The 12,105-nt window shown below is 40.8% G+C and carries 11 protein-coding genes and 1 pseudogene; 4 read left to right on the top strand and 8 right to left on the bottom strand.

Translation table 11 applies throughout. The features are described from left to right. Nucleotides 1-74: 74 nt before the first annotated feature. On the top strand, nt 75-599 hold the full coding sequence (locus DYI25_RS04055) for an undecaprenyl-diphosphatase (RefSeq protein ID WP_249745235.1): 525 nt from the start codon (nt 75-77) through the stop codon (nt 597-599). 2 nt (nt 600-601) lie between these two features. On the opposite strand, the gene DYI25_RS04050 is transcribed toward DYI25_RS04055, so the two are convergent. The 3 genes and pseudogenes from DYI25_RS04050 to DYI25_RS22785 form a co-directional block, all read right to left on the bottom strand. Next, nucleotides 602-829 (bottom strand): hypothetical protein, encoded by a 228-nt coding sequence (locus DYI25_RS04050; protein ID WP_213367170.1) that lies wholly within the window; start codon nt 827-829, stop codon nt 602-604. 364 nt (nt 830-1,193) lie between these two features. Continuing rightward, nucleotides 1,194-1,319: a hypothetical protein gene (locus DYI25_RS22545; RefSeq protein WP_274609485.1), complete on the bottom strand. Its 126-nt coding sequence runs from the start codon at nt 1,317-1,319 to the stop codon at nt 1,194-1,196. Nucleotides 1,320-1,609: 290 nt separating this feature from the next. Further along, a pseudogene (locus tag DYI25_RS22785) lies at nt 1,610-1,717 on the bottom strand (GNAT family N-acetyltransferase); the annotation flags it as partial. Between the two features lie 181 nt (nt 1,718-1,898). On the opposite strand from DYI25_RS22785, the gene DYI25_RS04045 reads away from it, so the two are divergent. Together DYI25_RS04045 and DYI25_RS04040 are read left to right on the top strand one after the other, a co-directional pair. After that, on the top strand, nt 1,899-2,396 hold the full coding sequence (locus tag DYI25_RS04045) for an RNA polymerase sigma factor (protein WP_213367169.1): 498 nt from the start codon (nt 1,899-1,901) through the stop codon (nt 2,394-2,396). Continuing rightward, nucleotides 2,393-3,841 (top strand): zf-HC2 domain-containing protein, encoded by a 1,449-nt coding sequence (locus DYI25_RS04040; protein ID WP_213367168.1) that lies wholly within the window; start codon nt 2,393-2,395, stop codon nt 3,839-3,841. The genes DYI25_RS04045 and DYI25_RS04040 overlap by 4 nt, the downstream gene beginning before the upstream one ends. Nucleotides 3,842-3,882: 41 nt before the next feature. Here the strand turns inward: DYI25_RS04040 and DYI25_RS04035 are convergent, their stop codons facing one another. Beyond that, nucleotides 3,883-4,755: an aminoglycoside 6-adenylyltransferase gene (locus tag DYI25_RS04035; protein ID WP_213367167.1), complete on the bottom strand. Its 873-nt coding sequence runs from the start codon at nt 4,753-4,755 to the stop codon at nt 3,883-3,885. A gap of 477 nt (nt 4,756-5,232) precedes the next feature. Here DYI25_RS04035 and DYI25_RS04030 point away from each other — a divergent pair, with 477 nt between their 5' ends. Then, complete coding sequence (locus tag DYI25_RS04030) at nt 5,233-6,072, top strand: STAS domain-containing protein (protein ID WP_213367166.1); 840 nt, start codon at nt 5,233-5,235, stop codon at nt 6,070-6,072. Nucleotides 6,073-6,186: 114 nt separating this feature from the next. Here the strand turns inward: DYI25_RS04030 and DYI25_RS04025 are convergent, their stop codons facing one another. The 4 genes from DYI25_RS04025 to DYI25_RS04010 all read right to left on the bottom strand — a co-directional run bounded on the left by DYI25_RS04025 (nt 6,187) and on the right by DYI25_RS04010 (nt 11,965). Continuing rightward, on the bottom strand, nt 6,187-9,369 hold the full coding sequence (locus tag DYI25_RS04025; RefSeq protein ID WP_213367164.1) for a DEAD/DEAH box helicase: 3,183 nt from the start codon (nt 9,367-9,369) through the stop codon (nt 6,187-6,189). A 123-nt stretch (nt 9,370-9,492) separates the two neighbouring features. Then, complete coding sequence (locus DYI25_RS04020) at nt 9,493-9,819, bottom strand: ArsR/SmtB family transcription factor (RefSeq protein WP_213367162.1); 327 nt, start codon at nt 9,817-9,819, stop codon at nt 9,493-9,495. 1 nt (nt 9,820) lies between these two features. Beyond that, nucleotides 9,821-10,249 carry an SRPBCC family protein gene (locus DYI25_RS04015; protein WP_213367160.1) on the bottom strand — a complete coding sequence of 143 codons (429 nt, stop codon included), beginning with the start codon at nt 10,247-10,249 and terminating at the stop codon, nt 9,821-9,823. 108 nt (nt 10,250-10,357) lie between these two features. Continuing rightward, on the bottom strand, nt 10,358-11,965 hold the full coding sequence (locus tag DYI25_RS04010) for a ribonuclease J (RefSeq protein WP_249745361.1): 1,608 nt from the start codon (nt 11,963-11,965) through the stop codon (nt 10,358-10,360). Nucleotides 11,966-12,105: the final 140 nt, after the last annotated feature.

Genomic DNA, 12,105 nt, shown 5'->3' with positions numbered 1-12,105 from the left:
CTGTATCCTCTCCTTTTTCCATACATTTTTCGAATCACTCAGGGAAAAGTAAGATTAAAACATTGAGGAGAAACATGATGGACCTTAAACTTTTCCGGCTAATCAACAGACTTTCAGGACGGTTCTCTCCAATGGATCAACTAATGATCCTTATATCGAATCGAGTACGCTATGCTTACCTATTGATTATTGTATATATGCTCTTCAAAAATCGATTTAACAAAAGAATTGCACTTGAAACGGGCATGGCGGTTCTCATCAGCTTTATTGCCCACTTCTTCATCCACTTATTTTATTTTAGACCTCGTCCCTTCAAGAAACGGCGAGTTGGAATCCTTATTCCCTCAAAGATGGATTCATCCTTTCCGAGCAAACATACGATACTTGCTTTCGCTGCTTCAACTACTGTTTTGATGTTTCACAGAACCCTGGGCACGATTATGATGTGGATGTCTGCTCTAACAGGATTTTCGAGAATCTGGGTTGGACACCACTACCCATTTGATATCGTTGGAAGTGCAATTCTTGGATCAATGACAAGTGTAGTGACGAGAATCATTTCATTCCGCAAATTTGGACAAAAACCAGCGGATAGCTAATTTCATGAATTACGCATAAGTTCAATTATATGCGTTCTTCGTTTTTTTAAAAATACATCTTCAATCGGCAAGGTTAAATACCAGGACTGCTGGCAAAAATCACTTAAATCCGGGCGGTCATACAACAAATCAATGACCAGCCTATTTTCAGAAGTTGTTGTGACAGAGTTTGCCAGCTCCTGGTATATCTTATTCATAGTTTCATCGTCAAAAACCCGTTCAACCGCCAATTTCCCGGCCAGCCTATCCCACCATGGCAGGGAGGCCTTTGAACTCTCTTTATATCCAAATATTCCAGCTTCCGTTGCTGCAAATAATCTTTGAAACAGTGCCTTCTCATTTAGTCAGAATGCCATTATGGTCGAATCTCTTATTTTGGTTTTTTTGAAGCAAAGTCTCCCACACTTCCTTAAACACTGCAGCGAAATGCTCAACTTCAAGCCATGTACTCGAATTTTAATAAGGAAATAACAACCGATCATCCTGATTCCCATTTTGATTTAAATAGACATTCTGAATAAAAATCATTTAATTCAGCGAATAAGGTGTATTCAATTCAAGTTCGAAATCTTTTGTTTGCATTTCATTACCTCGTTAAGGATACATTTTTATGTATTTCTGTCCGTCATAGCCCCGATGACGGACACTTTCCCTTAGTTTTCCTTCATTTCTGTCCGTCATAACCCTGATGACGGACATTTTCCCCTTGTTTTCGTTCATTTCTGTCCGTCATAAATCTGATGACGGACACTTTTCCCTTGTTTTCTTTCATTACTGTCCGTCATAGCCCAGATTACGGACATTTTTTCCTAGTTTTCGTTTAATTCTGTCCGTTATAACCCAGATGACCGACATTTTTCCCTTGTTTTCTTCCTTTACTGTCCGTCATAGCCCCGATGACGGACACTTTCCCCTAGTTTTCTTTCATTTCTGTCCATCATAGACCTTATGACGGACATATTCCCCTAGATTTCGTTCATTTCTGTCCATCATAAACCTGATGACGGACATATAGAATACAGATTAAATGCCATGAAGTGTTTTTGGCCTTCTTTAACTGTTAGCTGGATTGCCTCCTCCCAATTGTCCTTTGTAATCAGTTTTAAAGTTAACCCCATAATAGAACTCCTTTTAATCTACAAAAATATAAATCTTAACCGATGTTATTAATAATGATTATTTTAGCTAATTTTACCATTAACCAATAAGATATTACCCTTTTTTATAAAATTTTCTGAAATCTACGTGTAACTTTTATTCGTTTCAACTGTCTATGCTTACCAAAGAGAGGGGGATGGAATGTCGGACCCAAGGATTGATTTATACGAAAAATACAAGAATGCGATTTTCCTGTACCTTTACCGTTCAACGTTAAGTCAACATATTGCCGAAGACCTGACTCAGGACACTTTTTTGAAGGCTTTCCAGTCACTGGCCAGCTTCCGTGGGGAGTCCTCTTTAAAAACCTGGCTTTTTAGAATAGCAAGGAATACTTATATCAATCACAGCAAGAAAAAACAAAACAACATGGAGTTTCAAACAGATATGATGGACCAGTATATAACGCAGAAGCTGGACCAATTCAAACGTTCAGATGACCAAAATGCAATTGAGCTGACCTTGCTGCAGCTGCCTGAAAATTACAGAACCTATATCATTTTACGGGATGTGAATGACCTTACTTATGAGGAAGTTGCTACCGTCACAAACGAAACGATCGGCCAGGTGAAGGTTGGCTTGTACCGGGCCCGAAAGAAGTTCAAGGAAATCTACAGGAATTTGGAGGATGGAGAATGAAATTGGAGCATGAAGTAGTCCAGGATCTGTATCCGTTATATATAGAAAATGACTTAACTTCGTCGGTAAAAACAGCAATTGATGAGCATCTGATGGAATGTGAGGCATGCAGGAAGTTTTATGAGACAGGGGAAAAGACGGTCCATATAACCGAAATGGAAGAGCCGACTGTATCCAAATCCCTTGATGAAAAAATCATTTTGAAAATGAAGCTTAACCGCCTGAGGCTTATTTCTGTTGTTCTTGCCGGAATTCTTTTTTCAATGGTATTTACAGATTACATCAATAAGCGGGAACAATTGTTCATGGCTACTGATGGATATTATGATGCGTTACAATTAATGGATCGGATGGACGATATGGTGAAAAATAAAGAACAGATCAGCTTACAACCCATTGAAATGGAGATTAGTCGCTTTTTAGAATATAACATTATGCTTAAAGATAATCTGAATTTCATCGAGGAGTATCAAAAAAAGTCAACAGAGTTCTCCCTTAGCCTAAATACTCAAAGACTGAACGCTATGCTTGAAGTGATGAAAATCCGGTACAACCTGGGCAGATGGTCTGAAACGGATGAATCAGCATTCCATGCGCTTAAGGACTATTTTCAAAATCACAGACAGGATTTTATAGAGGATTATGAAAAAACTCACCATGGATACAGCTCATATCTCCACATTCTGGATGTAAAAAAGATGGATAAATTTTATGAGAATGTCAATTTATTGAGCTACAGCTATACTCGTTTTCATAAAATGCCTGATCGAATTCAGCCTATGAGGGAGTCGGAGTTGAAGAACCGAATTGCCGACGCTCTGGTTATTGATCGAGATGAAATTGAATTGGAAAAAGAAAGCCCGGTCAATGCAATGTATGTCTACCATTTTGAAAATAGAAATGGATTTGGAGGAGATATCGATGCAGTCACCGGCCAAATCACTAATTATGTTGGGGATACTGGACCATTAACAAATGGGCCAATCATGGATCAGGAAGAAGCCGAGAAAAAAGCCAGGTTTTATTTAGAAAAAATTTATGGTAAAGATATAAATCTTGAAGTCGTTTCTTTAGGCTTTAATTTTAACTCTTCTGCAAATGATTCAAGATACAAGGTTTATAGCTTCAAAGCGGTGCCAAAAGTTCAAGGATATTCTTTATATACACCTTTTGAAACTGAAACGTATTTTAATCTAAATGCCAGGAACGGTGAGCTTGAAAGCTTCGACCACAATCGCCATGTTCCTTCATTCGAGCAGCTGAATCAAGTCCATTTTCCAGCTGCATCTGATATTACTGGGGATAAACAAGCAGTTATGATTTATTCAGCTTTAACCGGCAATTTTGAATTGGTCTTCATGGAACCAGATTTGGAAAACTTCGAGGAGGGAAAATTTATATCAGCCAAAACTGGCCTCGAGGAGAAGATTTACTTTGAATTTTAACTTTCCTAAAAGACTGCCTCCTGAAAGGGCAGTCTTTTATACTATGTAAAGCTTTTCGCATCCTGCGGCAAACTCATTACCTTTAATAAATACTTCCTCATCTTTTGCTCATACTCAAAAGGGTATGGATAATGCAGACTCTTCCCGACATCCTGTGCCAGGCCGCTGAACAGGTCTGCAGTCCTGTAAAGGGCTTCCCAGTTTTCCTCAATTCCTGCACCAGCATAAGTCCCTTCCAGCTCCGTCCATGTATCACTGTCGAGATAACGCTTGAACCATCGGCCATATTTATTAGGATTGACGCTCCAATCATACTTGACACCGATGTACCATTCGATAACCGGCTGCAGGTAATTGAATCGGAGGACATTATCAAGCATGTATTTTGCAAAATACAATTCGTCACGCCAAAGGCTATTCGCTACGTATGCGGTATCTCCCCAAAAACTGTTGATGATATCAGCAAACATTTCCGCAGACGGCTTTTTTGTTATGTATGCCTTGTAAGAAGGAGCCGGTATCCCTTTAGTGATTTCATCCTTATCCAATAAAACTTTATAGCCATTGTCGTATCTTTCAGGCAGCTCAGTCATTGCACCCAGGTGTTTAATAAATTCAACCGTCGATACCTGAAAATCAATTTTAGTGCCGTCTTCATAAAGGACGAGTCTCGTGCGCCAGTTTCCATCCTGCAAAACAACTTTCTTTATGAGAGTACCAAATTGATTCAGCCATCCATCGTCCCTGGTAAAACCATCTAAATCCTTCACGAAAATTTCGAAGTCATAATCGGTGAACAGATCAGTGAATGCATGTGGGTTTGCACGAGAACTTGTCATCAGCACAGACCGGATATTTTCATTTTGCCGGGCCCATTCAAGAAGCTGGTTTATCATCTCTTGTTCTTGTTTCAAGTTAAATCACTCCCCCATTTTCATTGATCAAGTTTATTTTTTCAAAAATAGCACTGAATTGACTTCTTTTGAAAAAAAACCAAAAGGCTTCGTTAATAGCTTCATACATGCCTGTCCTTCCTCATCATTATTAGCTTCTATTCCTTTTCTTTGCTTAATCGCTCAACCTCTTTTTCCAGAAAATCCAGGCGGCGATGAATCCGATAAAATATCGGTAAGTAAGCAACGATGACAATGATTAACCAACCCATTGTTTTTCCCCCTCAAGCTTGCAAAACTAAGATCATTAAAACGTAATCTAGATAATTATTTCGGTTTTCAGAGCATATTTCCTTCAAAAAATATGAATTTCAAGTTGACTGACATTGGATTAATTGAGTTTGCATTCATAGTTTGCTAAATTTAAGTTAAGGAGACTTTCTCCTATCTGGATATTGTTAAATAAATTTAAGAATATAGCCGGGGAGTGTACAAAAGATGGAAGCAACTTTTGAGCAAAGAGATGAAGTGACTGAGTTCATCAAAGCTAATCGGGAGCTTTTTGAGAAAAAGTTATTATCAGAGGCGGTCAATGTTGCGTCTAAAATTCATGAGATTCTCCAAAAAGGGAATATCGACCTTTTAAAGAACGCTGAAAAATTAATTGTCTACATAGTGGAGCAGCAAGAAGAGGAACTAATTGCCTTTGCTGAGCAAGAAGGAGTGGCCTGGGCAGAACATTCATTGACAGTTGCTTTTAAATTGGAGTGGATACAAGCAATCAGAAGAACTTTGTGGCACTTTTTATACGAATTCGACCAGTCGAATAATAGTTACTCTGACCGAGACGACTTTTTTCCGCTTGAGAAAAAGATTAATGACCAGGTCGACCAATTCCTGAATACGTTTTTCTTAACTTACACCAAGTACAGGGAAGAACTCCTCAACTCGCAGAGAAAATTAGTTGAACACTTGTCTGTTCCAATCATCCCCGTCAGTGCATCTGTCGCTGTCTTGCCTTTGATCGGCATGATAGACGAATACAGAATGCTGATTATTGAAGAAAAGGTTCTAATGGATATATCAAGATTGAAGGTTCAAACTCTAATTTTGGACTTATCAGGAATTGCTGACATGGAATTGAATGTGATTGACCATTTCCAGAAAGTGTTGAATGGTGTTTCAATGATGGGATCAAAGGCTGTTATAACTGGAATGCGCCCTGAACTTGTTACTAAGATGATCCATTCAGGAATCAACTTTGAACAAAAGGCAGAAACAAGAGGAACACTTCAGCAAACACTGAAGTCCTTCCTTGATAGTGAATTCAAAAGATAAACTCTTTAAAGCCCCTTTGTTTATGACAAAGGGGCTTTTACCTGCTTAATTCACTCTCTCGTTAAGATCAAGCAGAAGCTATGCGTCGATTTACTCCATAAGGCTCTAGTGATGCTAGATCATCAGGATTTCCCGGATATCTTCCTCTGTAAGGGAGGCTGAGCCTTTTTCTTCGATAATTTCTTCAATCATATTCCGCTTTTTATCCTGAAGCTCGTTCATTTTCTCTTCGATTGTTCCCCTGGCAATCAATTTAATAACCTGGACTTTATTTTTCTGTCCCATTCGGTGGGCACGGTCCGCTGCCTGCTCCTCGACGGCCGGATTCCACCATAGATCATAAAGGATGACTGTATCTGCTCCTGTTAAGTTTAAACCTGTGCCTCCGGCTTTTAAGGAAATCAGGAAAAAATCCCGTTCTCCCGCATTAAACTTTTCGCATGTTTGCACACGTTCTTCAGCAGGTGTCTGTCCGTCTAGATAAAAGAACGGAATGCCCTCGTAAGCTAACTCCCTGCCAATCAAGTCGAGCATTTTCGTGAACTGGGAAAAAATGAGCACCCTTCTGCCAGCAAACCTGGACTCCTCGATAATTTGTTTCAATTGTTCAAATTTAGCCGAGCTGCCCTGATATCCATCTACAAACAAGGCGGGATGGCAGCATATTTGCCTTAATCTCGTCAGGCCAGCCAGGATCTTGATTCGGTTTTTCCTGATCGTATTCTTATCCAGCTGCTTTAAGGTCTGGTGGCGCAGCTTCGCTAGGTACGTAGCATAAAGCTTTTTCTGTTCAGGCAACAATTCAACTCTATCGATTGATTCAATTTTTTCCGGCAGCTCCCAAAGCACTTCTTCCTTTAGCCTTCGCAGTAAAAATGGACGGACCCTCCTGGCGATGGTCTTGCTTGTCAGATTACTATATTCCTTCAATCCCTGGAATAACTCAGGTAACACCACCCGAAAAATAGACCATAACTCTTCTATCGAGTTTTCAATCGGCGTACCCGTCAACGCGAACCGGTGGTCAGCCTGTATATTCATTACCGCTTTTGCTGTTTGAGTCAGCGGATTTTTAAAAGCCTGCGCTTCATCGAAAAAGACTGTGTGAAATTTAATTTTTTCGTACAGGTGAATATCCCTGCGCAGAAGCATGTAAGAGGTAATGACCACATCAATACCCGAAACATCATTTAGCAGTTTGGACCGCTCCGCCTTATTGCCGTCGATGATGACTGCCTGAATCTCAGGAGTAAATTTCATGAATTCACTAAGCCAGTTATAAACTAGAGACGAAGGACAAACAATCAGGATGGGCCGTTGTCTTTCCCTCACATCGGAAAGCTCTGAAGCAATATAGGTGATACTTTGCAGTGTTTTACCAAGACCCATATCATCTGCCAGAATTCCGCCAAATCCGTAACTTGCAAGAGTTTTCATCCATTGGTAACCCTGTTTCTGGTATTCACGTAATATTGACACCAATCTATCAGGAACATCGAACTTTACTTTTCCAGGTGTGCTAATTTCTTCAAGGAAACTCCGGAAGGAATCCTCTAATCGAAGGACGGATCCATCCTCAAATGATTCTAGCATTTGTATCCCTCGGACAATCGGAACATTCAACCCTTTCTCCAAATCTTCATCCTGAATTGGCCCTGCCTTCAAGAAGCGATGGATTTCTTCCCATTCCTTCGTTTCCAGTGACATTAGCGCCCCATTGCGTAAACGATAATACTTCCGTTTTTCCTCAAGCGCTTCAAGGATATCCCGGATATGTTTTTCAGGAATCCCATCCATTTCAAACTTGAATTCAAGCCAGTTTGTCCGCTCTTTTTTCACCTTGACACGTATTTGCGGTCGAGCCGGCTCCCTGAAAATCCGATTCCTGACAGCTGTTGTAGCATATATTTGTATAAGCTTTTGCAGCTTTGGCATGACATGATACAGAAATTCATATTCCAGCTCTTCATTATGCAAAAAATATCCGCCATCCGTTTTCCCAAATGAACCTTCATCTAGCAACTCCAGAATCAGGTCCTCCTTGACCATGTCCCTGATTAACAGCGAATTCACTTTCGGTTCCCTGTCCTCGAGCGGATTGAAAACGATTTTTCCATACTGGAACTCGACCCCGGCCAGCAATCGGTTATTTACGCGATCAAGATATAGCTTTGCGGTCAATGGTTCTGTTAAAAATTGCTTCGTTATATCGCCATCTATTAGAACTTCCCCAATACGTCGCAGGCCTGGCACGACTTTTTCCACAAAGAAACCCATTTGATCCTGTAAAATCGGGATGTTATCCGTTTTGGATTGAGCAAGCATATTTTTCAGTTCAAATAACCTGCTGCAATCCTCGGTGCTGAGCTGGATCAATTGGGCATTCGACCAAACGAGGTCATATTTATGAAGAACGATCAAATCAGATATACCAGCAATTTTTAACGCATAGTCCTTCTCAGTGATTTTTTCAAAATTGAACAAAAGCGGAAGTCTTTCGTTCAAAACAGAAAACGGACCAGTGACCTTTCCCTCCTCCTTCAACTTCACATCCGGAACCTTTTCCAGCAGCGCCAATAGCTGCTGCCAAAAGGATGGCGGAATAACCAAGGTTGAGGTATCATGATCGTTCTTGAATACTAGATCTGAGTCCTGGACGATTTGGATAAGTATTTTAATGATTGAGTCGATATCATTTTGAAAACAATGATGCTTTGGATTATAGGTGAACAAATCTGATAGCGATGCGGACTCCCTGTTTGCCACACTCATCAGGAATCTCGAAATATCTTCGATTTCGATCGGACCGATACTCATCGAAACACCCAGCATCATTTGATCATTACTGATTTCAATCGGCTCGATGTTGAACACAGTGTTCAGTATCTTCCTTGTTTCAAAGTGAAGCTGGTGACCGCTTGTCCTACGAGGTCCTTCACTGAAAATAGTCAGCAGTCCTTCAGCCAGACCATCTCCCAATTGATCATTATTTTTTATCGCAGTTGATGTCCCCTGCTTTTGCTTATCCAAAAGCGCCAGCAAGACCGCGGCCACATGCTGGCACTCATGTTTGACAGACGCAAGCTTTGGACATGTACACTCAGTTGTGAAACGTCTGTCCCCAGTTTCGGTAACAGTGACATGGAATACATCCGCCCCTGTCACGGTTGCATTCACCCGCTTCTCATTGTAGTCTGTAAACTCGACTTTATCCGCACGGTAAAACGCATCTCCTCGTTTGAAGGAAACAGTTCCGCATAAATCCTTGATGGCTTTTTGATTTAGTTTAATATCCATGGCCTGTTCCCTCCTCGAAGATGCAATTAATCGATAATTATTAGTGTAGACGTTATGGACTCATTTGTTAAGCAGGAATGTAAAAAGCATGGAGAAAGCTCCATGCTTTTTATGTTTTGTCAGCTATTCATCATCCGATTCCACGAAATTTTTAAGTGCAGATAGTTTGTTATCCCAATATATCTCGAAAAATGAAAGCCATTTCTGCAATTCCTGAAGCGGCTCTGGCTGTAATGCATAACGAGTTTCACGTCCAATTTTTTTACTCGAAACCAGACCTGCTTCTGATAACACAAATAAATGCTTATTGACGGCTGTCCTGGTAATCGGAAATTTCTCAGTTATGGACGCAATCGGCATCTCCTTGTCAGCAAGCAGCTTAAGTATTTTTCGGCGAGTTGGATCTGCAACAGCTTGGAACACATCATATCTCGCTGTAGAGGATTGCATGTTAACCCTCGATATAGGATGGCAGTGCTTCGTTAACGATTTTATCCCATCCTTTATCCATGATTCCCTGGATAATAGTATGAGGCTGTCCAAATTCAGTGACCTTTTCAGGATCCCATCCAGAGTGTATTAAAGTGAACTCAGTGCTGCCATCCAGCTCTATTAATTCAAATACAAGGTGCCAATCCTTCCCCCAATCAAAGCCAAGACGATTCGGCGGGTCCAATTCTGTAACTTTGCATGGTGAGTCACCAAATGGGCCTGCGTGTAGAATGAACTCCTTGCCAAGTTCGGCTTCAAAGGTATTTGGCATCCACCAGGCTTCGATACCTTCTGATGTTGAGACTGCTTTCCATACTTTTTCAATTGGCGCATTTAAGACGATTGTTTTTCGGATTTCTCTTTGTGTATCCATGTTTTTAGCCTCCATTATGTAATAACACTAATTGGTGTCACTTCATAAACATATAACACCTTTTAGTGTCATGTCAACAGAATGGACCAGGCACTAAGTATAGTACCTGGTCCACTATGTAAATTAAATCTCAATAATAATCGGTAAGATCATCGGCCTTCTTCTTGTCTTTTGGAAGATGTGCTGACCAACTGCTTTTTTGATTCCCTGCTTTATGACATTCCAGCGATGTACATTGTCTTCTTGAAGTTCGGTCACTGTTTTCGTAACAAGATTGTTTACATCTCTCATCAGGTCCTCGGAGTTTTTCACAAAAACAAACCCCCGTGAAATAGTATCCGGTCCGGAAATGATTTTTCGTTCGGCTTTGCTTAATGTCAGGACAATGACTAGCATTCCATCCTCGGATAGCTGCTTTCTGTCCCTAAGGACGATTTCGCCGACATCCCCGACACTTACGCCATCTACATACGTATCACCTGCTGGAATATTTCGTGTCTGACGTGCTTCACCATTTTCAATGTCAACAATATCACCATTTTTAACGATGAATGTATTTCCTTTTTCTACACCAACAGATTCCGCAAGCAAGCGGTGGTGATACAGCATCCTGTATTCCCCGTGAATCGGGATGAAATACTTAGGCTTCATCAAGGTCAGCATCAGCTTGAGGTCTTCCTGGTAACCATGGCCGGAAACATGCATGCCAGTTGTGCTGCCAGTGCCGTATATAACTTTCGCGCCAAGCTTAAACAAATTATCGATAATCTTGGAAACATCTTTTTCATTCCCTGGAATCGGGGAAGCTGCCATGATGACTGTATCTCCAGGATAAATCGAAACATCTCGATAATTTCCTGTTGAGAGGCGGGAAAGCGCGGCCATTGGCTCTCCCTGGCTGCCAGTACAAAGAATAGCAACTTTGTGAGGATCCAGTTGGTCAACAACATTTGGTTGTATCAACATTCCTTCGGGAACATTCAAATAACCTCGTTCTATAGCCACGTCTACTACGTTCACCATACTCCTGCCAAGTAATGCAAGCTTCCTGTCCGTTTTGATTGCTGCCTCGACAACCTGCTGAACCCGGTTGACGTTAGAGGCAAATGTTGAAACAAAAATTTTCCCTTCCGCTTTCATGAAGGCTTCTTCAAGATGACTTGCTACCATTCGCTCTGATGGTGTCAAGCCAGTACGCTCAGCATTCGTGCTCTCCGATAATAGGGCCATGACCCCTTCAGTACCGATCCTAGCCATCTTATGGATTTCTGATTGCTCGTCATTTGCAGGTGTTAGGTCGAATTTGAAGTCTCCAGTATGGACGACAGCCCCCTCAGGAGTATGGAGTACAATTCCAAGACAATCCGGGATGCTGTGACTTACTTTGAAAAAAGAAACCTTGATCTTGCCAAAATCCAATTCTGAATCTGAATTGATTTTGTTTAGCTCAGTCCCTCTAAGGAGCTTGTGCTCACTTAGTTTCAATTCAATTAAACCAAGAGTAAAATCTGTCGCATAAACTGGCGCATTTAGCTTTTTGAAGAAATATGGGACACCGCCAATATGGTCCTCGTGTCCATGGGTCACAATCAACCCTCTGATTTTTTCTCTATTTTCTTCAAGGTAAGTCATTTCCGGGATAATCAAATCAATCCCCAACAAACTCTCATCCGGAAACTTCCCTCCACAGTCAATCACAAAAATATCGTCCTCATACTGGACAACATACATGTTTTTTCCGATTTCATTAATGCCGCCCAAGGCGAATATAGATAAAGTCACGTCATATCCTCCTAATCCGTAATCGATTTTGTTAGTATTGCCTATTTTTAACCGATTATTTAGTTCTGGAGAGCAGATTTGCATTCACT

It is taken from the genome of Mesobacillus boroniphilus, assembly GCF_018424685.1.
GTDB classification, from domain to species: domain Bacteria; phylum Bacillota; class Bacilli; order Bacillales; family Cytobacillaceae; genus Mesobacillus; species Mesobacillus boroniphilus_A.
This window is presented reverse-complemented; position numbering and strand designations above follow the sequence as displayed.

What these genes read in the sequence shown, in the direction of transcription:
- DYI25_RS04055 (WP_249745235.1), top strand. Translation starts at nt 75, where the DNA reads ATGATGGACCTTAAACTTTTCCGGCTAATCAACAGACTTTCAGGACGG.
- DYI25_RS22545 (WP_274609485.1), bottom strand. Translation starts at nt 1,319, where the DNA reads ATGAACGAAAACAAGGGGAAAATGTCCGTCATCAGGGTTATGACGGAC.
- DYI25_RS04045 (WP_213367169.1), top strand. Translation starts at nt 1,899, where the DNA reads ATGTCGGACCCAAGGATTGATTTATACGAAAAATACAAGAATGCGATT.
- DYI25_RS04040 (WP_213367168.1), top strand. Translation starts at nt 2,393, where the DNA reads ATGAAATTGGAGCATGAAGTAGTCCAGGATCTGTATCCGTTATATATA.
- DYI25_RS04030 (WP_213367166.1), top strand. Translation starts at nt 5,233, where the DNA reads ATGGAAGCAACTTTTGAGCAAAGAGATGAAGTGACTGAGTTCATCAAA.
- DYI25_RS04025 (WP_213367164.1), bottom strand. Translation starts at nt 9,369, where the DNA reads ATGGATATTAAACTAAATCAAAAAGCCATCAAGGATTTATGCGGAACT.
- DYI25_RS04020 (WP_213367162.1), bottom strand. Translation starts at nt 9,819, where the DNA reads ATGCAATCCTCTACAGCGAGATATGATGTGTTCCAAGCTGTTGCAGAT.
- DYI25_RS04015 (WP_213367160.1), bottom strand. Translation starts at nt 10,249, where the DNA reads ATGGAGGCTAAAAACATGGATACACAAAGAGAAATCCGAAAAACAATC.
- DYI25_RS04010 (WP_249745361.1), bottom strand. Translation starts at nt 11,965, where the DNA reads ATGTATGTTGTCCAGTATGAGGACGATATTTTTGTGATTGACTGTGGA.